The 23,591-nt window shown below is 73.1% G+C and carries 23 protein-coding genes; 9 read left to right on the top strand and 14 right to left on the bottom strand.

Annotated elements, in window-relative coordinates; genetic code table 11:
* The first annotated feature begins 321 nt into the window (after positions 1-321).
* The 4 genes from ectA (at position 322) to thpD (ending at position 3,619) form a co-directional block, all read left to right on the top strand.
* A complete protein-coding gene (gene ectA / locus ACZ7LB_RS02785; protein ID WP_471465034.1) occupies positions 322-867 on the top strand; it encodes a diaminobutyrate acetyltransferase in 546 nt (181 codons plus the stop codon).
* Positions 868-953: 86 nt separating this feature from the next.
* On the top strand, positions 954-2,225 hold the full coding sequence (ectB, locus tag ACZ7LB_RS02780; RefSeq protein WP_161225313.1) for a diaminobutyrate--2-oxoglutarate transaminase: 1,272 nt from the start codon (positions 954-956) through the stop codon (positions 2,223-2,225).
* A 92-nt stretch (positions 2,226-2,317) separates the two neighbouring features.
* Positions 2,318-2,716, top strand: a complete 399-nt coding sequence (locus tag ACZ7LB_RS02775) for an ectoine synthase (protein ID WP_161225312.1) — start codon at positions 2,318-2,320, stop codon at positions 2,714-2,716.
* 6 nt (positions 2,717-2,722) lie between these two features.
* On the top strand, positions 2,723-3,619 hold the full coding sequence (gene thpD, locus ACZ7LB_RS02770; RefSeq protein ID WP_471465033.1) for an ectoine hydroxylase: 897 nt from the start codon (positions 2,723-2,725) through the stop codon (positions 3,617-3,619).
* Positions 3,620-3,786: 167 nt separating this feature from the next.
* Here thpD and ACZ7LB_RS02765 read toward each other — a convergent pair whose 3' ends face one another.
* Complete coding sequence (locus tag ACZ7LB_RS02765; RefSeq protein ID WP_471465032.1) at positions 3,787-4,509, bottom strand: DsbA family oxidoreductase; 723 nt, start codon at positions 4,507-4,509, stop codon at positions 3,787-3,789.
* Between the two features lie 162 nt (positions 4,510-4,671).
* Between ACZ7LB_RS02765 and ACZ7LB_RS02760 the strand changes: the two genes are divergently transcribed.
* From ACZ7LB_RS02760 to ACZ7LB_RS02750, 3 genes are all read left to right on the top strand, one after another.
* A complete protein-coding gene (locus ACZ7LB_RS02760; protein ID WP_471465031.1) occupies positions 4,672-5,160 on the top strand; it encodes a GNAT family N-acetyltransferase in 489 nt (162 codons plus the stop codon).
* Between the two features lie 64 nt (positions 5,161-5,224).
* The gene (locus ACZ7LB_RS02755; RefSeq protein WP_471465030.1) at positions 5,225-6,682 is read left to right on the top strand and encodes a penicillin-binding transpeptidase domain-containing protein; all 1,458 of its coding nucleotides are present in this window, start codon (positions 5,225-5,227) and stop codon (positions 6,680-6,682) included.
* A 226-nt stretch (positions 6,683-6,908) separates the two neighbouring features.
* Positions 6,909-8,174 (top strand): TerD family protein, encoded by a 1,266-nt coding sequence (locus ACZ7LB_RS02750; RefSeq protein ID WP_471465119.1) that lies wholly within the window; start codon positions 6,909-6,911, stop codon positions 8,172-8,174.
* Between the two features lie 188 nt (positions 8,175-8,362).
* Here the strand turns inward: ACZ7LB_RS02750 and ACZ7LB_RS02745 are convergent, their stop codons facing one another.
* A complete protein-coding gene (locus tag ACZ7LB_RS02745; protein WP_471465118.1) occupies positions 8,363-9,865 on the bottom strand; it encodes an alkaline phosphatase PhoX in 1,503 nt (500 codons plus the stop codon).
* Positions 9,866-10,137: 272 nt separating this feature from the next.
* Positions 10,138-11,565 (bottom strand): hypothetical protein, encoded by a 1,428-nt coding sequence (locus ACZ7LB_RS02740; protein WP_471465029.1) that lies wholly within the window; start codon positions 11,563-11,565, stop codon positions 10,138-10,140.
* A 394-nt stretch (positions 11,566-11,959) separates the two neighbouring features.
* Between ACZ7LB_RS02740 and ACZ7LB_RS02735 the strand changes: the two genes are divergently transcribed.
* On the top strand, positions 11,960-13,807 hold the full coding sequence (locus ACZ7LB_RS02735; protein ID WP_471465028.1) for an endonuclease/exonuclease/phosphatase family protein: 1,848 nt from the start codon (positions 11,960-11,962) through the stop codon (positions 13,805-13,807).
* A 63-nt stretch (positions 13,808-13,870) separates the two neighbouring features.
* Here ACZ7LB_RS02735 and ACZ7LB_RS02730 read toward each other — a convergent pair whose 3' ends face one another.
* The 3 genes from ACZ7LB_RS02730 to ACZ7LB_RS02720 all read right to left on the bottom strand — a co-directional run bounded on the left by ACZ7LB_RS02730 (position 13,871) and on the right by ACZ7LB_RS02720 (position 16,081).
* Positions 13,871-14,578, bottom strand: coding sequence for an antibiotic biosynthesis monooxygenase (locus ACZ7LB_RS02730; protein ID WP_471465027.1), 708 nt, complete (start codon positions 14,576-14,578; stop codon positions 13,871-13,873).
* 532 nt (positions 14,579-15,110) lie between these two features.
* The gene (locus tag ACZ7LB_RS02725; RefSeq protein ID WP_471465026.1) at positions 15,111-15,665 is read right to left on the bottom strand and encodes a DUF3618 domain-containing protein; all 555 of its coding nucleotides are present in this window, start codon (positions 15,663-15,665) and stop codon (positions 15,111-15,113) included.
* The gene (locus tag ACZ7LB_RS02720) at positions 15,662-16,081 is read right to left on the bottom strand and encodes a phage holin family protein (protein ID WP_471465025.1); all 420 of its coding nucleotides are present in this window, start codon (positions 16,079-16,081) and stop codon (positions 15,662-15,664) included. The genes ACZ7LB_RS02725 and ACZ7LB_RS02720 overlap by 4 nt, the downstream gene beginning before the upstream one ends.
* 157 nt (positions 16,082-16,238) lie before the next feature.
* On the opposite strand from ACZ7LB_RS02720, the gene dapA reads away from it, so the two are divergent.
* Positions 16,239-17,186: a 4-hydroxy-tetrahydrodipicolinate synthase gene (dapA, locus tag ACZ7LB_RS02715; protein ID WP_471465024.1), complete on the top strand. Its 948-nt coding sequence runs from the start codon at positions 16,239-16,241 to the stop codon at positions 17,184-17,186.
* Positions 17,187-17,381: 195 nt separating this feature from the next.
* Here the strand turns inward: dapA and dapD are convergent, their stop codons facing one another.
* From dapD to sufD, 8 genes are all read right to left on the bottom strand, one after another.
* Positions 17,382-18,371 carry a 2,3,4,5-tetrahydropyridine-2,6-dicarboxylate N-succinyltransferase gene (dapD, locus tag ACZ7LB_RS02710; RefSeq protein ID WP_471465023.1) on the bottom strand — a complete coding sequence of 330 codons (990 nt, stop codon included), beginning with the start codon at positions 18,369-18,371 and terminating at the stop codon, positions 17,382-17,384.
* A 339-nt stretch (positions 18,372-18,710) separates the two neighbouring features.
* Positions 18,711-19,031 carry a DMT family transporter gene (locus tag ACZ7LB_RS02705; RefSeq protein WP_471465022.1) on the bottom strand — a complete coding sequence of 107 codons (321 nt, stop codon included), beginning with the start codon at positions 19,029-19,031 and terminating at the stop codon, positions 18,711-18,713.
* Between the two features lie 130 nt (positions 19,032-19,161).
* Positions 19,162-19,494, bottom strand: a complete 333-nt coding sequence (locus tag ACZ7LB_RS02700) for a metal-sulfur cluster assembly factor (RefSeq protein ID WP_161225299.1) — start codon at positions 19,492-19,494, stop codon at positions 19,162-19,164.
* The gene (gene sufU / locus ACZ7LB_RS02695) at positions 19,491-19,961 is read right to left on the bottom strand and encodes a Fe-S cluster assembly sulfur transfer protein SufU (protein ID WP_471465021.1); all 471 of its coding nucleotides are present in this window, start codon (positions 19,959-19,961) and stop codon (positions 19,491-19,493) included. The genes ACZ7LB_RS02700 and sufU overlap by 4 nt, the downstream gene beginning before the upstream one ends.
* Positions 19,962-19,978: 17 nt before the next feature.
* Positions 19,979-21,235 (bottom strand): cysteine desulfurase, encoded by a 1,257-nt coding sequence (locus ACZ7LB_RS02690; protein WP_471465020.1) that lies wholly within the window; start codon positions 21,233-21,235, stop codon positions 19,979-19,981.
* Positions 21,232-21,996 (bottom strand): Fe-S cluster assembly ATPase SufC, encoded by a 765-nt coding sequence (gene sufC / locus ACZ7LB_RS02685; protein ID WP_471465019.1) that lies wholly within the window; start codon positions 21,994-21,996, stop codon positions 21,232-21,234. The genes ACZ7LB_RS02690 and sufC overlap by 4 nt, the downstream gene beginning before the upstream one ends.
* A 7-nt stretch (positions 21,997-22,003) precedes the next feature.
* Positions 22,004-22,321: a non-heme iron oxygenase ferredoxin subunit gene (locus ACZ7LB_RS02680; protein ID WP_471465018.1), complete on the bottom strand. Its 318-nt coding sequence runs from the start codon at positions 22,319-22,321 to the stop codon at positions 22,004-22,006.
* Positions 22,318-23,541 (bottom strand): Fe-S cluster assembly protein SufD, encoded by a 1,224-nt coding sequence (gene sufD, locus ACZ7LB_RS02675; protein WP_471465017.1) that lies wholly within the window; start codon positions 23,539-23,541, stop codon positions 22,318-22,320. Before sufD ends, ACZ7LB_RS02680 begins: the two co-directional genes overlap by 4 nt.
* Positions 23,542-23,591 lie beyond the last annotated feature (50 nt).

The following is a 23,591-nucleotide window of genomic DNA, read 5'->3' as shown; positions in this document are numbered from 1 at the left end:
GTCAGAATATTCGATCACCTGAAATTAATGAATTCTTTTCAGGGCAGCTTCCCGTATTCTTCTGCCCGCTTTCCGGGGACCTAAACGCAGTGATTTCAGGGCGCCGGAAAGCGGGCGTTTCCGACGTTGCGGCGAACGGGTTACATGATTGTGACCCGTTACACATACTGTCCGTTTTCTACCATATAACCCGGTCGAAATATCCCAAAGCGTCAACCTTCCGAGGCCCCGTAACGCGCCCGCGTGATAACACAGGCGACGCCGACATGTAACCCCGTCCGGCGATGCATTTTCCCATTTCCCTGGGTAAATTCAATCTGCATGACTCCCGCGCAAGCAGAGCTGCAAATCGACCGTCCGAGAGTGGCCGACGGGGCCGCCCTGTGGCGGATGGCAAGGGATTCCCAGGTGCTCGATCTGAACTCCTCCTACAGCTATCTGCTGTGGTGCCGCGACTTCGCCGCCACCTCGGCCGTCGCCCGCGACGGGCGCGGTGAGCCGGTCGGTTTCATCACCGGCTACATCCGGCCGGACCGCCCCGACACCCTGCTGGTGTGGCAGGTGGCGGTGGACACCGCCCTCCGCGGGCGGGGGCTGGCCTCGGCCATGCTGGACTCGCTCACCGCCCGGACCGTGGCCGAGCACGGGCTGAGCGCGGTCGAGACCACGATCTCGCCCGGCAACACCGCCTCCGAGCGGCTGTTCACGTCCTTCGCCCAGCGGCACCGCGCCCCGCTGGAGCGCGAGGTGCTGTTCGCGACGGAGTCGTTCCCCGACGGGCCGCACGACGCGGAGGTCCTGTACCGGATAGGCCCGCTGTCCGCCCCGGCCACGGCCGGCGCCGCGGACGCCCCCGGCTCCCCCTGACCCGGTTCCGGCCCGGAACGCCGCCGTTCCGCCGGAATCCGCCCGACTCCCCCTCTCACCCCTCTCGCAACGAGGAGCGATTCGTCGTGACCATCACCCAGCCCGATCTGAGTGTCTTCGAGACCCTGGAGTCCGAGGTGCGCAGCTACTGCCGCGGCTGGCCCACCGTCTTCGACCGTGCCCACGGCAGCCGCATGTACGACGAGGACGGCCACGAGTACCTCGACTTCTTCGCCGGAGCCGGGTCGCTCAACTACGGGCACAACAACCCCGTACTGAAACGCGCGCTGATCGACTACCTGGAGCGGGACGGCGTCGCGCACGGCCTGGACATGTCGACCGTGGCCAAGCGGCGCTTCCTGGAGACCTTCCAGGACGTGGTGCTCCGCCCGCGCGACCTGCCCTACAAGGTCATGTTCCCGGGCCCGACGGGCACCAACGCCGTGGAGTCCGCGCTGAAGCTGGCGCGGAAGGTGAAGGGACGCGAGGCGATCGTGTCGTTCACCAACGCCTTCCACGGCATGTCGCTGGGGTCGCTCGCGGTGACCGGCAACGCCTTCAAGCGGGCCGGCGCCGGCATCCCCCTGGTGCACGGCACGCCGATGCCGTTCGACAACTACTTCGACGGCACCGTCGAGGACTTCCTGTGGTTCGAGCGGCTCCTGGAGGACCAGGGCTCGGGCCTGAACAAGCCGGCCGCCGTGATCGTCGAGACCGTGCAGGGCGAGGGCGGCATCAACGTCGCCCGCCCGGAGTGGCTGCGCGCGCTGGCCGCGCTGTGCGAGCGGCAGGACCTGCTGCTCATCGTCGACGACATCCAGATGGGCTGCGGACGCACCGGCGCGTTCTTCTCCTTCGAGGAGGCCGGGATCACCCCGGACATCGTCACCGTCTCCAAGTCGATCAGCGGCTACGGGCTCCCCATGTCGCTGTGCCTGTTCCGGCCCGAACTGGACGTCTGGGAGCCGGGCGAGCACAACGGCACCTTCCGCGGCAACAACCCGGCCTTCGTCACCGCGACGGCCGCGCTGGAGACGTACTGGAGCGACGGCTCCGCGATGGAGAAGCAGACCCGCACCCGCGGCGAGCAGATCGAGCAGCACCTCATCGCCATCACCGAGGAGAACCTGGCCGACATCAAGGAGTACCGCGGCCGGGGCCTGGTGTGGGGCGTGGAGTTCCACGACAAGCCCCGCGCGGGGCGGATCGCCCGGCGCGCCTTCGAACTGGGGCTGCTCATCGAGACCTCCGGCCCGGAGAGCGAGGTCGTCAAGCTGCTCCCGGCGCTGACCATCACGCCCGACGAGCTGGACGAGGGCATGAAGACGCTGGCCCGCGCGGTGCGCGAGACGGCCTGAACCCGAGCGCTTCCGGCGCCCGCGCCCCGCGGCGGACCCGCGGGCGCCGGTATCCCCGCACCACCCCTTCACCGAGGAGGCATCGCAACACCGTGATCGTCCGTTCGTTCAAGGAGATCGAAGGCACCGACCGGCACGTGAAGTCGGCGTCCGGCACCTGGGAGAGCAAGCGCATCGTCCTCGCCAAGGAGAAGGTCGGCTTCTCCCTGCACGAGACGATCCTCTACGCGGGCACCGAGACCGACATGTGGTACGCGAACCACATCGAGGCCGTCGTCTGCACCCGGGGCGAGGCCGAGCTGACCGACCGCGAGACCGGGAAGACCTACTACATCACCCCCGGCACCATGTACCTCCTGGACGGCCACGAGCGGCACACGCTCAGGGTCAAGGAGGACTTCCACTGCATCTGCGTCTTCAACCCGCCCGTGACCGGGCGCGAGGACCACGACGAGAACGGCGTCTACCCCCTGCTCACCGAGGAGGTGTGAACCACCGTGACCACGGCCACGAACGTCACCGATCCCTACCCCACCCGGGGCTCCACCGAGGTGGCCACGCCCCGCCGCGACCCGGTCGTCTGGGGGGAGCGGGGCGCCCCCGGCCCGCTCGCCGCCGATGACCTCGGCTCCTTCGAGCGCGACGGCTTCCTCGCCCTCGACCGGCTCCTCGCCCCCGAGGAGGTCGAGGTCTACCGGCGGGAGCTGGACCGGCTGGTGTCCGATCCGGAGATCCGCGCGGACGAGCGTTCCATCGTGGAGCCCAAGTCCAAGGAGATCCGGTCCGTCTTCGAGGTGCACCGGATCAGCGAGGTGTTCGCGGAACTGGTGCGCGACGAGCGGGTCGTCGGCCGGGCCCGGCAGATCCTCGGCTCGGACGTCTACGTCCACCAGTCGCGGATCAACGTCAAGCCGGGCTTCGGGGCCAGCGGCTTCTACTGGCACTCGGACTTCGAGACCTGGCACGCCGAGGACGGCCTGCCGCGCATGCGCGCGGTCTCCGTCTCCATCGCGCTGACCGAGAACCACGACACCAACGGCGGCCTCATGATCATGCCGGGGTCGCACCGGACGTTCCTCGGCTGCGCGGGGGCCACGCCGGAGGACAACTACAAGAAGTCCCTGCAGATGCAGGACGCGGGGACGCCGTCGGACGAGGCGCTCACCACGATGGCCTCGGAGCACGGCATCAAGCTGTTCACCGGCAGGGCCGGCTCCGCGACCTGGTTCGACTGCAACGCCATGCACGGATCCGGCGACAACATCACGCCGTTCCCGCGCAGCAACGTGTTCATCGTGTTCAACAGCGTGGAGAACACGGCGGTCGAGCCCTTCGCGGCGCCGGTGCGCCGGCCGGAGTTCATCGGGGCGCGGGACTTCACGCCCGTGCGGTGAACGGCGGACGAGCCCGGCGGCGGGCGACGGCACCGGGCGGAGCCTCCCTGGCGGGGGCCCGCCCGGTGCCGTGCGCGTGCGCGGCGGCTGCCGTGGTGGCGCGGGGTGTGCGGCTCGGGATGCGCGGCGCGGCGGATGCCGTGGGCGCGCGGGTGCCCGGTGCCGGGTCAGTGCCCGGGGACCGCGCAGCCGTCCGGGCCGCAGCTCTCCGCGTCCTCCCCGGCGCCGCCCTGGATCAGGGTCAGCGGGGTGCGCTCGCCCCAGGCCCGGGTGAGCACCTGGCCGAAGACCTCCGCGCTCTGGGCGCCGGAGACGCCGTACTTCTGGTCGATCACGAAGAACGGCACGCCCCTGGCGCCGAGTTCCGCCGCCTCCCGCTCGTCGGCGCGCACCGCGTCGGCGTGGGCGGCCGGGTCGGCGAGCACCGCGCGGACGGCGTCCTCCGCCAGCCCGGCGCCGGTGGCGAGGGCCACCAGCCGTTCGTCGTCGTCGAAGACCGTGGCCTCCTCGGCGAAGTTGGCCCGGTAGAGGGCGTCCAGCAGGGCCCCCTGCCGCCCGTGCTCCCGGGCGAGGTGCAGCAGCCGGTGCATGTCGAAGGTGCTGCCGTGGTCGCGGTCGCGGGTGCGGTACTCCAGGCCCTCGGCGGCGGCCTGGGCGCCCAGGTCGTCCTCGCCGGCCCGCACCTGGGCCTCGCTCATGCCGTACTTGGCGGTGAGCATGGACAGGACGGACTGGACGTCGCCCTTGGCCCGGTCCGGGTCCAGCTCGAAGGAACGGTGGACGACCTCGACGGCGTCCCGGTGCGGGAAGGCCGCGAGCGCCTTCTCGAAGCGGGCCTTGCCCACGTAGCACCAGGGGCAGGCGATGTCGCTCCAGATCTCGACGCGCATCTCTCGGCTCTCTCCAGGTCGTCGGCGTACGGCTGCGGGGACTCCTCAGCCTGTACGTGAACGTTCAAGCAGCCTGGGTGATTCCCGGACCCCGGGGAAAACCGGCCGGCCGGTCGTTCCGGTCCCCGGCGCACCACCGGCACCGCCCCTTAGGCTCTCCCCATGGACATCGCACTGCGTGAGGTTCACGACAGCGACCTGCCCGTCTTCTTCCGGCAGTTGAACGATCCTGAGGCGCTGCTCATGGCCGCCTTCACCCCCGAGGACCCGGCCGACCGGGCCGCCTTCGACGCCCGCTGGGCGCGGGCCCGGGCCTCCTCCGACGTGGTGCGCACGATCCTCGGCGACGGCGACGTGCTGGGCAGTGCCGCGGTGTACGGGGAGCCGGGCGAACGCGAGGTCACCTACTGGGTGGACCGGGCCTACTGGGGGCGGGGGGTGGCCACGGCCGCCCTGCGCCACCTGCTGGCCGAGGTGCCGGAACGGCCGCTCTACGCGCGGGCGGCGGCGGACAACGCGGGCTCGCTGCGGGTGCTGGAGAAGTGCGGCTTCACTCCGAGCGCGCGGACCCGGGGGCACGCCCCGGCGCGCGGCGGGGAGATCGACGAGGTCGTCCTCCGGCTGCGGGACCGGACGCCCGGCGACGGATGAGCGGACGATGAGAAGTCACCGCCGGCGGAACGATCCCCCGCCCCCCGCTCGTCCAGGGAACGGGATGAACAGGATGATCAGGCGCGCGGCGGCCTTCTCTCTGATCCTGGTGCTCGCCCTGCTGGTCAGGGCCACCTGGGTGCAGTTCTACGAGGGCCGCGCGCTCGCGGACGACACGGACAACCGGCGCAACGCGATCAGGACCTACGCGCAGCCGCTCGGGAACATCGTCGTGGCCGGGCACCCGGTCACCGGATCGGCGCCGACGGAGGGCGGTGACCTCCGCTACCGGCGCACGTACACGGACGGCCCCCTGTACGCGGCGGTGACCGGCTACGCCTCCCAGAGCTACGCCCCCACCCTGCTGGAGGGCGTCCACCAGGACGCGCTGAACGGCACCGACCCCCGGCTGCGGACCGCGATGGACACGGTCACCGGCGCCCGGTCCGCGCCGGGCGACGTGATCACCACCATCGAGCCGGACGTGCAGCGGGCCGGGTACGAGGCGCTCGGCGGGAAGAAGGGCGCCGCCGTCGCCGTCGACCCCGGCACCGGCCGCGTCCTCGGCGTGGTGTCGACCCCGTCCTACGACCCGTCGGAGCTGACCGACGCCAACACCGCCGCCACGGCCTGGGAGCGGCTCACCGGGGATCCCGACGAGCCCCTGACCAACCGGGCGCTGCGCCGGCCGCTGCCCCCGGGGTCCACCTTCAAGCTGGTGGTCGCGGCGGCGGCGCTGGAAGAGGGGCTGTACGGGTCGGTGGACGAACCGACGGACAGCCCCGACCCGTACCTCCTCCCGGACACCTCGCGGAAGCTCACCAACGAGGACCCGTCGGCCCCCTGCGAGGACGCCACGCTCCGCACCGCCCTGCGCCACTCCTGCAACAACGTCTTCGGGAAGCTGGCCGTCGACCTGGGCCAGGACAGGCTGCGGGCGATGGCGGAGCGGTTCGGGTTCAACGACACGGAGCAGAACGTGCCCGTCCGCGCCCACCCCAGCGTGTACCCCGAGGACATGGACCGGCCCTCGACGGCGCTGACCGGCATCGGCCAGTTCGACGTGACGGCGACACCGCTGCAGATGGCGATGGTCTCGGCGGCCCTCGCCAACGGCGGTGAGCTGGTCACCCCGCACATGGTCTCCCGGGTCACCGACGGCGGCGGCGACGTGCTCCGGGACTACGACGGCGAGGCCACGTCGCGTCGGATCGTCGGCACCGCCACCGCGGCCCAGCTGCGGTCGGCCATGGAGACGGTGGTCCAGGAGGGCACGGGGACGAACGCCCGTATCCCGGGCCTCACCGTCGGCGGCAAGACGGGCACCGCCCAGCACGGCGAGAACAACAGCAGGACCCCGTACGCCTGGTTCACCTCCTACGCCACCTCTCCGGAGAGCGGCCGGCAGGTCGCCGTGGCGGTCGTGGTCGAACAGTCCGACGCCACCCGCTCCGAGGTCAGCGGCAACGGACTGGCGGCACCGGTGGCCCGGGCGATGATGCGCGCGGCGCTCGAGGGGTAGACAGCGGCAGAGGAGGCCCCCGCGCGGGAGGGGCGGGAGAGGCCACCCCCGCAACCGGCGCCGACGTCCCCCGGACCCCCGGACCGGCGGACCGGCGGGGCGGCGGGGCGGCGGACCGGCGGGGCGGCCGATCGGGTACGGGCGGGGCGCCGGGCGTCCCGTACCCGATCGGCCGAGGGTAAGGGAACGGTAAAACACCTTCGCTCGTTCACCCGGCATGACAGCTATGACCCCCGGCTCGAACATCCCTCTGACCGCCGCCCGCGTGGCGGTGGACGTCACCGCGCCCGTGCGGCTCGACGTATCGGGCCTGCTGCTCACCGCCGACGGCAAGGTGCGCTCCGACGACGACTTCATCTTCTACAACCAGCCCACCGGACCGGGTGTGACCTACCGTTCCGGCGGCGGCACCGCGCCCGACTCGGTCACCGTGGACACCGGCTCCGTCCCCGCGGGCGTCGAGAGGGTCGTCGTCACCGCCAGCCCGGACGCCGCCGGGCAGACCTTCCAGGGCATCGAGCCGACCGCGACCCTGCGCGACGCGGCGAACGGCGCCGTCCTCGCCACGTTCACCCCGCCGCGGCTCGGTGCCGAGACGGCGCTGGTGGTCATGGAGATCTACCGGCGCAACGGGGTCTGGAAGGCCCGCGCGGTCGGGCAGGGCTACGCCGACGGCCTGGCCGGTATCGCCACCGACTTCGGTGTCACGGTCGACGAACCGGCGGCACCGACGGCACCGGTGCCCACGGCACCCCCCGCGCCCCCCGCACCCCCCGCACCCCCGGCGCCCCCGGCCGCGGCGGCACCCGCGACTCCCCCGGTGCCGCCGGTCACGTACACGAGGCCGTCCGCCGCCGTGCCGGCGATGCCCGCGGCCCCGCCCGCGCAGCCGGCGCAGCCCTCGCCGGGCGCCGGGAAGATCAACCTGGACAAGGGCCGGGTCAGCCTCCGGAAGAACCAGACGGTGTCCCTGGTCAAGGGCGGCCGTCCGCTGCTCTCCCAGGTGCGGATGGGGCTCGGCTGGGAGCCGGCGTACCGGGGCAAGGACATCGACCTGGACGCCTCGGTCATCGCCTACGGCCCGCAGCGCAACCACATCGACAGCTGCTACTTCGGCAAACTGCAGATCCTCGGCGGCGCCGTCCAGCACTCGGGCGACAACCTCACCGGCGAGGGCAGCGGCGACGACGAGATCATCACCGTCGACCTGGGCCGTCTCCCGCAGGAGGTCAGCGGTCTGGTCTTCACGGTCAACTCCTTCTCGGGCCAGAAGTTCACCGAGGTGGCCAAGGCGTACTGCCGCCTCTTCGACGCCGCCACCGGCGAGGAGCTGGTCCGCTTCGACCTCACCGGCGCCGAGCCCCAGACGGGCGTGATGATGGCGAAGCTGATCCGCCAGTACTCCGGCGAGTGGGAGATGACCGCCATGGGCGACTTCCTGAAGGCCCGCACCGTCCGGGGCATGGTCAAGCCCGCCGCCCAGGCCCTCTGACCGCCGGACCGGTCCCCCCATCGCCCGTCCCCGCGAGGGGCGGGGAGGAAAATAGGTGAACAGACGGCCGCACCCTGTGCATCGCGCGCTCATCCGAGCGGGCGGTGCACAGGGTCGCGGCCACTGTTCACGTCATTTGACACACCCCTGCGGCCCGGAGGGGTCCGGCCGCGGTGCGGGTCCGCGCCTCAGCCGCGCTTCTGGCGCTTCCAGGGACCGGTGACGGCGAGCATGATGCCCGGCGTCTGGATGTTGGCGTACAGAGTGCGGCCGTCGGGCGAGAAGGTGACGCCGGTGAACTCGCTGTACTCGGGGTCCGCGGCGGTGCCGGTGTTCAGCTCGTTGCGCGCGATGGGGTAGGTGCGCCCGCTGTCGGTGGCGCCGAAGAGGTGCTGGAGGCCGTCGCCGTCCTCGGCGATGACCAGGCCGCCGTACGGCGAGACGGTGATGTTGTCGGGACCGTCGAAGGCGCCCTCGGCCGACGGGTCGGGGTTGACGCCGAGCAGCACCTTGAGGGTGAGGGTGCGGCGCTTGGGGTCGTAGAACCAGACCTGGCCGTCGTGCGGCCGGCCGGGGCTCTCGGCGCGGGCGTAGGAGGACACGATGTAGGCACCGCCGTCGCCCCACCACATGCCCTCCAGCTTGCGGGCTCGGGTGACCTGGCCGGTGGTGAACTGCTTGCGCACCGAGGTGGCGGCGGCGTCGCGGTCGGGGACGTCGATCCAGTCGACGCCGTACACCGTGCCGGTCCGGGTGGCGTGGGAGAGGTCGTCGACGAACCGGCCGCCGGAGTCGAAGCACCGGAACGCCTGGAGGACCCCCGCGTCGGCGGCGAGGGTCCGCAGCCGGCCGCGGCCGTGACGGAAGCCCTGGGGCGGGGTCCAGCGGTAGAGCAGGCCGTTGGGGTTGGAGGCGTCCTCGGTCAGATAGAGGTGGCCGCCCTTGGGGTCGACGACGACGGCCTCGTGCGCGTAGCGGCCGAGGGCCTTGACCGGCCGCGGGTCGCGGTTGGCCCGGCGGTCCTCCGGGTCGACCTCGAAGACATAGCCGTGATCCTTGGTCATGCCGTTCCTGCCGGCCTTGTCCTCGGTCTCCTCGCAGGTCAGCCAGGTGCCCCAGGGAGTGCTGCCGCCCGCGCAGTTGGTGGCGGTCCCGGCGATGCCGACCCACTCGGCGACCTGCCCGTCGCGGCGGACCTCGACGACCGTGCAGCCGCCGGCGGCGGCCGGGTCGTAGACGAGCCCCTCGGTCAGCGGCACGGGGTGGTCCCACTTGCCGCGGGCGCCGCCGAGCTCGTGGTTGTTGACGAGCAGGGTGCTGCCGCGCGGGCCCGCGAAGGCGGCGGTGCCGTCGTGGTGGGAGGGGGTGTACTCGCCCGACTCCAGCCGGGTCCGGCCGCTGTGGGTGATGATCTCGTAGCGGAAACCGGCGGGCAGGGCGAGGATGCCGGCGGGGTCGGGGACGAGGGGGCCGTAGCCGGCTCCGTCGTGCCCGCGGCCGTTGTCCCGGCCCTGGTCGTCCCGGTCCTGGTCCTCGTCCTCGCCCTGGCCCCGCCCGGCACCCGCGGTCCTGACGTCCGCGGAGGCCAGCGCGTTGGGGGCGGTGGCGAGGACACCGACGCTGCCCGCCAGCGCGACTCCGGCACCGGTGAGTGCGGACCGTCGGGTGAAGTCCCTGCGGGTGAGCGGCATCTGCGTCTCCTGATACGGGGTGGTGGTGCCGGAGGACTGCGGTCCTCGTACGGCGCACACGGTGCCGCTCCCGCCTGAACGGGGCCTGAACACCGCCCGTCCGTCGTCCGGCCCCTTCCGGAACCCGCCCGCCGCCGGCCCCCGGATCCCGTACCGTGCGCCCCTCGCGTCCCGCACGGACCTCGCGCCGCGTGCGACCGCACGGCAGTGAACGGCGGGCACGGGCGGCCCGCCCCGCCCCTCCGGCCCCGTCCGACGGCCCCGCCGGCGTGCTATCCGCCGTGCTGCGAGCGCGCCTTGAACGCCGCCTTGCGGGCCTCCTTGGCGACCTTCTTGTCGGGGTGCAGCCGCCCCATCGCCTCCAGCACGTCCGCCGTGGCCGGGTGCTCGACCCGCCAGGCCGTGTCGAAGAAGCCGCCGTGCTGCCGCGCGAGCCCCTCCACCAGGGCCCGCAGCTCCTCGGAGTTGCCCTCGGCGGCGAGCTGGGCGGCGAGGGTGTCGATGGTGAGCCAGAAGACCATCTCCTCGGGCGGCGCCGGGACGTCGCGCGCGCCGTGCTCGGTGAGCCAGACCCGGGCCAGGCCGCCCAGTTCGGCGTCGTCGAGCACCTCCCGCAGCGCGGGCCCGGCCTCCGTCCCGACCAGGGACAGGGCCTGCTGGCAGCGCAGCCGCCGCAGCGGCGCGCCCGGGTCGGTGCCGCGCGCGGCGGCCAGCAACTCCCTTGCGGCGGTGAGCGGTTCGCGGGACTCCAGCCAGTTCAGGGTCTCCGCGTGGGCCGCCTGCGGCGGGTAGGCGGCGGTGCCGTCGAGCAGCGCGTCGGCGCCCTTGTCCGCGAGGTCGCCGACGGCGGGCGCGCCGAAGCCGGCCTCCAGCAGCCGGTTGCGCAGCCCGTAGAGGCCCAGCGGGGTGAGCCGGACCATGCCGTAGCGGGCGACGTCCGTCTCGTCGACGGGGGCGGCGGGCTCCTCGTCCGCGTCGGCCATGAGCGCCTCGTCGACGGGGCGGTAGGCGACGAGGCCGACCGGCTCCAGCATCCGGAACTGGTCGTCCAGCCGCATCATGGCGTCGGACACCTGCTCCAGCACGTCGTTGGTGGGTTCGCCCATGTCGCTGGGGACGATCACCGAGGCGGCCAGCGCGGGCAGCGGCACCGGGGCGTCGGCGGGCCCCTCCTCGGCGACGGTGAGGAGGTAGAGGTTGCCGAGCACGCTGTCGAGGAACTCGGCCTCGGCCTCCGGGTCCCAGTCGAGGGAGGAGAGGTCGACCTCGCCGCCCTCGGCCATCGCGTCGACGAGATCGTCCAGATCGGGCACGCTCGCGTCCGCGAGGACGGTCTCCAGGGTGGTGAGCCACACGTCGAGCACGTCCTGCGGGGAACCGCCGGTGAGCAGGGCCAGGTCCGCGCCCTGGACGACGGTGCCCTCCTCCTCGTCGGTGATCTCGACCAGGCCGGTGTCGACGGCGATCCGCCACGCCTCGCCCGCGTGGGCCGCGGCGTCCTCCCCGGTGAGGTCCAGCGCGGCGGCCGCGGCGGGCAGTTGCTCCTCGACGAGCCCGCCGCCGGCGTCGACACGGGTGGCGGGCCCGGCCCAGCGGGCGAGCCGCGCGGCGCGGGAGAGCACCGGCGTGGACAGCGCCTCGCGGGCCAGCTCCGCCTCGGGGCGCAACCGTGCGGGCGGCAGGGTGGAGCTGTCTGACATCGGCTGTTCTCTCCTCGCGCCGTGACCGCCGTGCGCGTCCTCACCGCCGCACGGCCATCCTCACTGCCGTACGGGCGGCCTGCGCGCCGTAGGGCTCAGCGGCTCAGCCTAGACGGGTTTGGGCCCATGCCGCCCGGTTCATCTCCCCGACGGGTGGAGTACATGGCCGAAACCTTGACAACGAGGTTGGCCAGGCACGAGATTGACGCGCGTAGAAATCGGCGGGACAACTGTTCACCGGGGCCGGCGCGGGCCTCCCGGAGCGGTCTTCGGTACCTCGCGCCCGGCCCGCGCGGGGCCGCTCCGTCCGCCCCGCGTCCCGCCCGCCCGACCGGCTCCATCCGTCCCGCCCCGTCCCGGCGCCCCGTCACGCATGTCCCCCGGAGGGATTCCGTTGGCCAGTCAGTCCTCCGCGCGCCTCGCCGCGCTCACCGTCGCCGCCGTCTGCTCGGCTTCGTCCCTCGTCGCCGCCAGCGCGCCGGCGCACGCAGGCTCCGGCTCCGGCTCCGCCGAAGTGGTGCGCATCCATGACATCCAGGGCACCACCCGCCTCTCCCCGTACGCGGGGGAGCAGGTCACGGACGTGGCCGGAATCGTCACCGGTCTCCGGGGCTACGGCTCCGCGCGGGGGTTCTGGATGCAGGATCCCCGGCCGGACGGCGACCCGGCGACCAGTGAGGGCGTGTTCGTCTTCACCGGTTCGACGCCGAAGGCGGCCGTGGGGGACGCGGTCACCGTCTCCGGGACGGTCTCGGAGTTCGTGCCCGGAGGCACGGAATCCGGCCACCAGTCGGTGACCGAGATCGTCCGCCCGGTGGTCACGGTCGTCTCGCGGGGCAACGAGGTCCCGGCGGCGGCCGTGGTCTCCGCCGCCACGGTGCCGGACGCCTACGCCCCCCAGGGCGACGCCGCCGCCGGTGGCTCGATCGACCGCCTGGCGCTGCGGCCGGACCGGTACGCCCTGGACCTCTACGAGTCCCTGGAGGGCATGGCCGTCCGGGTCGACGACGTCCGGGTGGTGGGCGCCTCCGACCCGTACACGGAGCTGTGGGTGACGGTGAAGCCGTCGGAGAACGCGACGCCCCGCGGCGGCGCGCTCCACGGCTCCTACGAGGACGCCAACACCGGCCGGCTCCAGATCCAGTCGCAGGGCAGGCCGGCCGACTTCCCGAGGGCCGACGTGGGCGACACCCTCGCCGGGACCACCTCGGGCCCGCTGGACTACAACCAGTTCGGCGGCTACACCGTGGTCGCGGGCGAGATCGGCACGCTGCGGGACGGCGGCGTCCGGCGGGAGTCGACCCGCCCGCAGGACGAGCGGGAACTGGCGGTGGCGACGTACAACGTCGAGAACCTCGACCCGTCGGACAACACCTTCGCCGCGCACGCCGAGGCGATCACCCGCAACCTGCGGTCGCCCGACATCGTGTCCCTGGAGGAGATCCAGGACGACAGCGGGGTCACGGACGACGGCACCGTGTCCGCCGACGCGACGGTCGGCAGGCTGGTCGACGCCGTCGTGGCGGCCGGCGGCCCGCGGTACGACTGGCGGAGCGTCGACCCGGTGGACAAGGCCGACGGCGGCCAGCCCGGCGGCAACATCCGCCAGGTGTTCCTGTTCAACCCCCGGCGGGTCGCGTTCACCGACCGCCCGGGCGGCGACGCCGTCACCGCCACCCGGGTCCACAAGGTGCGCGGCAGGGCGGCGCTGACCCTCTCCCCCGGCCGCGTCGCCCCGGCCGATCCGGCCTGGAAGGACAGCCGCAAGCCGCTGGCGGGCGAGTTCGTCTTCCGCGGCCGGACGGTCGTCGTGATCGCCAACCACTTCAGCTCCAAGGGCGGCGACCAGGGACTGACGGCGCGGTACCAGCCGCCGGCGCGCTCCTCGGAGACCCAGCGGCACCTCCAGGCGAAGGCCGTGAACACCTTCGTCAAGCAGGTGCTCGCGGTCGAGAAGCGGGCCGCCGTGATCGCCCTCGGCGACATCAACGACTTCGAGTTCTCGACGACCACCGGGCTCCTGGAGGACGGCGGGGCCCTGTGGTCGGCGGTCGGGTCGCTGCCGCGCGCCGAGCGCTACTCGTACGTCTACCAGGGCAACAGCCAGCTCCTGGACCAGATCCTGGTGAGCCCGTCGGTCCGGCGGCACGGCCGGCCCTCCTACGACAGCGTGCACATCAACGCCGAGTTCCAGGACCGGATCAGCGACCACGATCCGCAGGTCCTCCGGTTCCGTCCCTGAGCCGGGGCCGGAGGTGCCGGCTCGGGGACGGACGGCGCCCGGCGCCGGGCGGACGGGGCGGGTTCAGCGGGGGACGAGGCCGAGGGCATGGTCGTAGCGGAGGAAGGTGCCGTTCCTGATCCCCGGCCAGGTCTGCACCCGCTCCCACTCGGGGCTCGGCGAGCCGGGTCCGTCGCCGGAGGTGGCGAGGGCGTCGATGTGCGCCTGGGCGCTCACCCACTCGGCGTAGTTGAGGACCCGGGTGCCGTCGGTGCTGAGGTGGAAGTGGGCGGAGCCGCCGCCGGTGTGCGGTTCCGGGTCGGTGTCCAGGGCCTCGAAGACGGCGTCGACCCAGTCCCGCTGCCGCTGCGGGTCGGGGCTCTCGAACTCGATGTCCACGATGATGACGCAGCCGGGGACGGGAGCCCCGGGGCCGGTCGCCGAGGTGCCGCTCCGGTAGCGGCGGTAGCGGCGGAGCCCGTGGCGTTCGATGCCGGGCACGGCGGTGTCGATCTCGTCGACGCGCTCCTGGCGGTGGGTCTTGGCGAAGCCCTCGTAGGCGGACTCGTTCTCCCACTGGGAGTGGTGCAGCAGGGTGCTGCCGTCGTGCGCGGTGTAGAGGTGGTAGGAGCGCAGGGCCTCGGCGGGCCAGGGGCGGCGCTCCCAGGCGCGGGCGACGGCCTCGACGGTCCGCGCCTGCCGCTCGGGGGTGCCGACGCTCCAGGTGCTGAAGAGGGGGGCGCCCACGTCGGGGCGGAGGAGATCGGGGTGGGCGTCGGTACGGCGGGTCATACGGGCCTCCACGGGGCGTGCTCGTCGGGTACGGCACCACCCTGTGACCTGTACCAAGGTTGAGGTCAAGCGGGCGTGGGACGGCCGGGCGCATTGGCCTGAAGTCGCCCCGGCCCGGCCCCCACACCCGCCCCGCCCCGCCGTGCCGCTCCGGGGCGGGGCGTCGGCCCGGAGCGGCTCGCGTCGCGGCCCCGGAGACCGGTCGGCCTCCGGGGCTGCGATGCGCGGGCCCGAGGTCCGGGACCTCAAGTCCGGGGTACCGACATCCGGGGCTCCGAGGTCCCGGACTCTGACGGCCGGGGCCCGGCGTCCGGCGACGCACGTGGCCGGGCTGCGCGGCCGGGGCCGTATACGACGCGGCCCCGGGCCGCCCCAACGCCGCGTCCGCACCGCGATCCACTCGCCCCACGTTCCGCTCCCCGGCTCCGTCCGCCCCGGGCTCCGTCCGCCCGGCCCCCGGCCCCTGGTTCCTGGTTCCTGGTTCCTGGTTCCCGAGCGTCCGGATCTCTCTCCCGGCCTCCGGCTCCCCGCTTCAGCAACTCCCCCGGTGCCCGCGCCGCAGGACACCCACGGCGACCACCGCGCCCGCGACGCCCGCCGCTCCGGCGGCCAGCACCGCCCGCGGGTGTCCGCGCCCGGCGTCCACGACTCCGCGCAGCCGTCCGGGCGCCCGGTGCGCGCCGCCGGGCGCGGCGGTGTCCGGACCGCCGCCGGGCGCCGTGCCCGCGCCCTCCGCCTCGGCCCCCGTCGCTGTCCCGGACGCAGTCCCGTGACCGTGACCGTTCCCGTCCGCCCCGGCCTCCGCGGCCTTCCACCCGGCCGCCCTCTCCCGCGCCGCGTGCCCGGCGTGCGCGGCGGTGGACCGGAGCTGGACGGCCCTGGCGCCCGCCCGGTCCCGCAGTGCGGCGGCCCTGACCCTGGCCCGGCGCCCGACGTCCACCTTCCCGGCGAGTTCCGCCACGGTGTCGCCGAGTTCGCCCCGGGTCCGCTCGATCTGCCGCCGCAGTTCGTCGGGGCCCTTGGCGCCGCCGGTGTGCTCGGCGGTGGCTCCGCTGCCCGTGCGGTCGCGGCTGGTGCGGTCGCTCATCGGTGCGCCCTTTCCCTGATGGTGTCGACGTCGGCCCGGAGGCCGTCGAGGGCCTCCTCGGGCTTCGGCGGGACGGCCCGGCGGAGCTGGGAGCGGCCGGTGAGGGCCAGCAGAGCCGCCACGACGAAGAGCACTCCCGTCACGATGAGCGCCGACGCCCACACCGGCAGCACCAGCGCGAGCGCGGCGACCCCGGTCCCGGCCAGGGCGAACAGGCCGACGTAGGCGACGGCTCCGGCGGCGCCGAGCATGCCGCCGCCGCGTCCGGCACGTCTGCCCTTCTCGGCCAGTTCCTCCTTGGCGAGGGCCACCTCCTGGCGTACGAGCCGGGAGAGCTGTTCGGTGGCCCGGCCGACCAGCTCGCCCACGGAGTGCCGCTCGTCGCGCACCGGCCTGGTGTGCAGGGTTCCCGTCACGGTGTTCCGCCTCCTCTCGGTCCGGGGCCCCGGGTACCCCCGGCCGGGCACCGCTACCGCGCCGCCGCTCCCCGCCCGCGACCTCTCAGTTCTGCTTACCCGTACCGCGTAGCAAATTTAAGTGGCCCTACACGGTCGGGGGCCGGACACTGCTCCCATGAGCAGACGACACGACACCGCGCCCGCCACCCCGCCCCGCCCGGCCGCTCCCTTCGGCCGCGCGCTGTGCGCCATGGTCACGCCCTTCACCGAGGAGGGCGCGCTCGACCTGGACGGCGCCGGGCGGCTCGCCGCGCGCCTGGTGGCGGACGGCTGCGACGGCCTGGTGCTCTCCGGCACGACGGGCGAGTCGCCGACCACGACGGACGGGGAGAAGGCGGCGCTGGTCGAGGCGGTGCGGGAGGCGGTCGGGGCGGGGGTGCCGCTGGTCGCCGGGGTGGGCACGGCCGACACCCGGCACACGGTGGAGCTGGCCCTCGCCGCGGAGAAGGCGGGCGCGGACGGGCTGCTGGTGGCCGCGCCGTACTACAGCCGCCCGCCCCAGGACGCGCTGGAGGCGCACTTCCGGGAGGTCGCGGACGCCACCGGGCTGCCGCTCGCGCTGTACGACATCCCGGGCCGCACCGGTGTGCGCATCGCGCCGGAGACCCTGATCCGGCTGGCCGCCCATCCGCGCGTGGTGGCCGTGAAGGACTGCGCGTACGACCTGATGGGCACCCAGAAGGTGCTGGCCGCGACGGAGCTGGCGTACTACGCGGGCTGCGAGGAGCAGATACTCCCCCTGTACGCGCTCGGCGGCGCCGGTTTCGTCAGCACGGTCGCCAACGCCGCCCCGGGGCCGCTGCGCGCGGTCCTGGACGCCTTCGACGCGGGCGACACGGCGGGGGCGGCCGGCCGGCAGCGCCGGGCGCTGCCCCTGATCGACCTGATGATGGCCTCCGGACTCCCCGGCACGGTCACCGCCAAGGCCCTCCTGAACGCCCTCTCGCTCCCGGCCGGCCCGGTCCGCGCCCCGCTCCTCCCGGCCTCCCCCGAGGTGACCGGGGCCCTCGTCCGGGCCCACCGCGCGCTGACCGCCCCGGCCGGGCGGGCCGCCGCCGCGTGACCCGGTGGACGCGCCGCCACCCGTGCCCGGACGCCCGCCGGGCGGGGGCGCGTACGGCGATGGCACGCACGGCGGGGGCGCGCACGGCGGAGGGCCGGTGCGGCGGGGTCCGGTGAGGCGGGGCCCGCATCCCGCACGCCCCCGCCGGAGCGGCGCCGTGCCGTCCCGCGAGGGCGCGCTCCCGGTGACCGGGCCTCAGTTGTGGCTGTGCAGGACCTCGTTCAGGCCGCCCCAGACCGCGTTGTTCGGGCGGGCCTCGACCGCGCCGGTGACCGAGTTGCGGCGGAAGAGGATGTGGGAGGCGCCGGAGAGGTCGCGGGCCTTGACGACCTCGCCGTCGGGCATGGTCACCCGGGTGCCCGCGGTGACGTAGAGGCCGGCCTCGACCACGCACTCGTCGCCGAGGGCGATGCCCACGCCCGCCTCCGCGCCGACCAGGCAGCGCTCGCCGATGGTGATGCGGACGTTGCCGCCGCCGGACAGCGTGCCCATGGTGGAGGCGCCGCCGCCGATGTCGGAGCCGTCGCCCACGACGACGCCGGCGGAGATGCGGCCCTCGACCATCGACGTGCCGAGCGTGCCCGCGTTGAAGTTGACGAAGCCCTCGTGCATCACGGTGGTGCCCTCGGCGAGGTGGGCGCCCAGCCGGACCCGGTCGGCGTCCGCGATGCGCACGCCCTTGGGGGCGACGTAGTCCGTCATGCGGGGGAACTTGTCGACCGAGGTGACCTGGAGGTGCAGGCCCTCCGCGCGGGCGTTCAGCCGGACCGTCTCGAGGTCGTCGACGGCGACCGGGCCGAGGGAGGTCCAGGCGACGTTGGCCAGGTGGGCGAAGATCCCGTCGAGGTTCTGCCCGTGCGGCCGGACCAGGCGGTGGGAGAGCAGGTGCAGCCGCAGGTAGACGTCGTGCGTGTCGACCGGCTTGTCGTCCAGCGAGGCGATGACCGTGCGGACCGCCACCACCTCGACGCCCCGGCGGGTGTCCGGGCCGGTCGCCGCGGTGGCGCCGCCGCCGAGCAGTTCGGCGGCACGCTCGGCGGTCAGCCGCTCGGTGCCGGACGGGCCGGGCTCGTCGGACAGTTCGGGGGCGGGGTACCAGGTGTCGAGGACGGTGCCGTCGGCGGCGATCGTGGCGAGGCCGGCGGCCACGGCGCCGGTGGCGCGGGGAGCAGTCGTGTCGGTCATGAGGGCAACCTAACCGTCCGTCGCCCGCCGATGCGAGCCGACCCCGCGCCCGTCTCGCGTACCGGGCCGGACGGGACCGGGCGCGGCCCGGCGGGAGCGGACGGGACCGATCGGACGGAGCCGGGCGGGCCCGTCGCGGCACCGCGCGGGAGCGGACGGCACCACGCCGGGGCACCGCGGCACCGGCCGGGACCTGAGCGGCGCGGGACCGGACGGCACCGGTCGGGAGACCGGGCACGGCGGGAGCGCCGCGGATCGTCCGGAGCGCGGCCCCCGCTCCCCGCCCCGTGTCCCGTCCGCCCCGCACCCCGCACCCCATACCGCACCGCACCGCACCGGTCAGTGCGCGCCGCCCACGTTGAGGACCACCACGCCGATGATGATCAGCGCGATCCCGGCGGCCTTGGTGAGGGTCATCCCCTCCCCCATGAAGGCGACGCCGATCGCCGCGACGGCGGCGGTGCCGGCACCGGACCAGATGGCGTAGGCGGTGCCGACGGAGAGCGTGCGGAGCGTCTGGGCGAGCAGGGTGAAGGAGATCAGATAGCCGAGGGCGGTCAGCAGGGAGGGCCAGAGCCTGCTGAACCCGTCGCTGTACTTCATAGCGGTGGTCCCGGCGACCTCGGCGGCGATGGCTCCGGCCAGGAGCAGGTATCCCATGGCGACGAGCGTACGCAGCGGGGCGGGCGGGAACGCCGGAACGGCGGCGCCCGCGGGGGCACCGCCGTTCCGGTGAGCCGCCGGGTCCCCGGCCGGGCCGGGATAGCCCGAGGGGGACGGGGGCGTCGGCTCAGACGTTGAACCCGAGCGCCCGGAGCTGCTCGCGGCCGTCGTCGGTGATCTTGTCCGGGCCCCACGGCGGCATCCAGACCCAGTTGATCCGCAGCTCGTTGACGAGGCCGTCGGTGGCGGACCTGGCCTGGTCCTCGATCACGTCCGTCAGCGGGCAGGCCGCCGACGTGAGGGTCATGTCGATGGTGGCGATGTTCGCGTCGTCGACGTGGATGCCGTAGATGAGGCCGAGGTTGACGACGTCGATGCCCAGTTCGGGGTCGACGACGTCCATCAGGGCCTCGCGGAGCTCCTCCTCCGAGGCGGGCTTCATCTCCAGGGTGTCGCTCATGCCGTCGTCTCCTTCTCGGCGTCGGCTCCGTCCAGGGCCTGGGCGGTCGCGTCCTTCCAGGCCATCCAGCTCAGCAGGGCGCACTTGACCCGTGCCGGGTACTTCGACACCCCGGCGAACGCGACCGCGTCCTCCAGGATGTCCTCCATGGCGTCGTCGGGCTCGACCCTGCCCTTGGACTGCATCAGCTCCAGGAACGTCTCCTGGATGCGGCGGGCCCGGTCGAGGTCCTTGCCGACCAGCAGGTCGTTCAGTACGGAGGCCGAGGCCTGGCTGATCGAGCAGCCCTGGCCCTCGTACGACACGTCGCTGATCGTCGTGCCGTCGTACTTCACGCGGAGGGTGATCTCGTCACCGCACGTCGGGTTGACGTGGTGCACCTCGGCGTCGCCGTCCCGGAGACCACGACCGTGCGGGTTCTTGTAGTGGTCCAGGATGACTTCCTGGTACATGGAGTCCAGCTTCATGGTCTTCGCTCGTCCCGTCAGCCGAAGAAGTTCCGTACGTGCTCCAGACCGTCGATCAGTGCGTCGATCTCGGCCGGCGTGGAGTACAGATAGAACGACGCTCGCGTGGTCGCAGGAATTCCGTAGCGCAGGCAGACGGGGCGGGCGCAGTGGTGGCCGACCCGGACCGCGATGCCCTGCTCGTCGAGGACCTGGCCCACGTCGTGCGGGTGGATGTCACCGAGCGTGAAGGAGATCGCGGCGCCGCGGTCCTCGGCCGTGCCCGGCCCGATGATCCGCAGGTCGGGAACCTCCAGCAGCCGCTTGACCGCGTACTCGGTCAGGGCGTGCTCATGGGCGAGGACCTTGTCCATGCCGATGTCGTTCAGGTAGTCGATCGCCGCGCCCAGCCCGACCGCCTGGGCGATCGGCGGGGTGCCGGCCTCGAACTTGTGCGGCGCCGGGGCGTACGTCGACGAGTGCATCGACACGGTCTCGATCATCTCGCCGCCACCGAGGAACGGCGGGAGGTCCTCCAGCAGCTCCTGGCGGCCCCAGAGGACGCCGATGCCGGTCGGGCCGCACATCTTGTGGCCGGTGAAGGCCACGAAGTCGGCCTGGAGCGCCTGCACGTCCATCGGCATGTGCGGCACGGCCTGGGAGGCGTCGACGCAGACCAGGGCGCCGACCTCCTGGGCGCGGCGGACGATCTCCTCGACCGGGTTCACGGTGCCCAGGATGTTGGAGACCAGCACGAAGGAGACGATCTTCGTCTTCTCGGTGATGACCTCGTCGATGTTGGAGAGGTCCAGGCGGCCGTCGTCGGTCAGGCCGAACCAGCGGAGCTTCGCGCCGGTGCGCTGCGCGAGCAGCTGCCACGGCACGATGTTGGAGTGGTGCTCCATCTCCGTGATGACGATCTCGGTGTCGGAGTCGACGCGGTAGGGCTCGTCGGCCCAGCCCAGCATGTTCGCCACGAGGTTCAGCGACTCGGAGGCGTTCTTGGTGAAGATCACCTCGTCGCGGGAGGGCGCGTTGATGAACTCCGCGACCTTGTCGCGCGCCCCCTCGTAGAGCGCCGTGGCCTCCTCGGCGAGGACGTGCACGCCGCGGTGGACGTTGGCGTTGTGCTGCTCGTAGTACTGGCTGACCGCGTCGATGACCTGGCGCGGGGTCTGCGAGGTCGCGGCGTTGTCCAGATAGACGAGCCGGTGACCGTCGTGGACCTGGCGGTCCAGGATGGGGAAGTCCTTGCGGATCGCCTCGGTGTCGAGGAGGCCCGGCAGCAGTGTCACTCGGATGCGCCGCCCTTCGTGTATGCCTCGTAGCCCTCGTTCTCCAGCTTGTCGGCCAGTTCGGGGCCGCCGGACTCGACGATCCGGCCGCCCGCGAAGACGTGGACGTGGTCGGGCTTGATGTAGCGCAGGATGCGCGTGTAGTGGGTGATCAGCAGGGTGCCGACCGCGCCGCTCTCACGGACCCGGTTGACGCCCTCGGAGACGACGCGCAGGGCGTCGACGTCGAGCCCGGAGTCGGTCTCGTCGAGGACCGCGATCTTCGGCTTGAGCAGTTCGAGCTGGAGGATCTCGTGGCGCTTCTTCTCACCGCCGGAGAAGCCCTCGTTGACGTTCCGCTCGGCGAAGGCGGGGTCCATGTTGAGGCGCTGCATGGCCTCCTTGACCTCCTTCACCCAGGTGCGCAGCTTGGGGGCCTCGCCGCGGATGGCGGTGGCGGAGGTGCGCAGGAAGTTGGAGACCGAGACGCCGGGGACCTCGACCGGGTACTGCATGGCGAGGAAGAGTCCGGCGCGGGCGCGCTCGTCGACGGACATCTCCAGGACGTTCTCCCCGTCGAGGGTGACGGTGCCGCCGGTGACCGTGTACTTGGGGTGGCCGGCCAGCGAGTAGGCCAGGGTGGACTTGCCGGAGCCGTTGGGGCCCATGATGGCGTGCGTCTCGCCCTGCTTCACGGTCAGGTCGACGCCCCGGAGGATCTCCTTCGTGGCGTTGTCGGCCTCGACGGTGACGTGCAGGTCTCGGATTTCAAGCGTTGCCATGGATGCCTCAGGACTCCTGGGAGAGGGAGACGAGCACGTCGTCCCCTTCGATCTTTACGGGATATACGGGGACGGGGCGCGTCGCCGGAAGGCTGTCGGGCTTGCCGGAGCGCAGGTCGAAGCGCGAGCCGTGGAGCCAGCACTCGATGTGGCAGTCGTCGACCTCGCCCTCGGAGAGGGAGACGTTCGCGTGCGAGCAGATGTCGTGGATCGCGAACACCTCGCCCTCGGTCCGGACGAGCGAGATGGGCGTGCCGTCGATCTCCACCCGCTTGGGGGTGTCCTCCTCCAGCTCGCCGGCCCCGCAGACGCGTACGAAGGTCATGCGACCGCCGCCTCCAGCTCGTCCTCGATCTTGGCGAGCAGGCGCTCCTCGATGTCCGGGACACCGATCTGCTGGACCAGTTCGGCGAAGAAGCCCCGGACCACCAGGCGGCGGGCGTCCATCTCGGGGATGCCGCGGGCCATCAGGTAGAAGAGCTGCTCGTCGTCGAAGCGGCCGGTGGCGGAGGCGTGCCCGGCGCCGACGATCTCGCCGGTCTCGATCTCCAGGTTGGGGACCGAGTCGACCCGCGCGCCGTCGGTGAGGACGAGGTTGCGGTTCATCTCGTAGGTGTCGGTGCCCTCGGCCCTGGCCTCGATGAGGACGTCGCCGATCCAGACCGCGTGGGCGTCCTCGCCCTGGAGGGCGCCCTTGTAGACCACGTTGGAGGAGCAGTGCGGCACGTTGTGGTCGACGAGGAGGCGGTGCTCCTGGTGCTGTCCGGCGTCGGTGAAGTACAGCCCGAAGAGCCGGGCCTCGCCGCCGGGGCCGGCGTACCGGACGCGCGGGTGGAGCCGGACGAGGTCGCCGCCGAAGGTGACGACAACGGACTTGAAGGTGGCGTCGCGGCCGATGAGGGCGTTGTGCTGGGAGACGTGGACGGCCTTCTCGTCCCAGTCCTGGAGGGAGACGACGGTGAGCCGGGCCCCGTCGCCGACGACGAAGTCGACGTTGGAGGCGAGCACCGCGTCGCCGGTGTGGTCGATGACCACGACGGCCTCGGCGAAGGCGCCCAGCTCCACCACCTGGTGGCCGTAGGCGACGCCGCCCTCGCCGTGCACGGCGATGCGGATGGGCTCGGTGAGCACCGTCTCCTTGGGGACGGTGACCACGCCGGCCTGTTCGAAGGCGGAGTACGCCTGGGCGGCGACCCGGTCCACCGGGGTCCCGGCGGAGCCGAGCCGGGCGTCGTCGCGGCCGACGGTCTCGACGGTGACGCCCTCGGGGGCCTCGACGACGACCTTCACCCCGGTGCCGGTGGCGATGGCGGTGCCGTCGTGCAGCCCGCGCAGCCGCTCCAGCGGGGTGAACCGCCACTCCTCCTCGCGGCCGTGCGGGACCGGGAAGTCCGCCACGTCGAAGGAGGGGGGCGCGCTCATGCGCGTGGCGACGGTCGACAGGGCCTCGGCGGCCACCGCGATCGCACCGGCGGTGGTGGAGCCCACCGGGGGTCCTCCCGCTCGGCCGGAGGTGGGAGTGGAGGAGTTCTGAGCCTCAGCCATGGCTGTCGTGGTGCTCTCTTTCCGTACGTGAGGGGGCTGGGCGGTCGGTG

The sequence above is a fragment of the Streptomyces sp. NPDC107521 genome, assembly GCF_055598485.1.
Note: the sequence above shows the minus strand (reverse complement) of the source record. Positions and strands in the feature narration are given on the sequence as shown.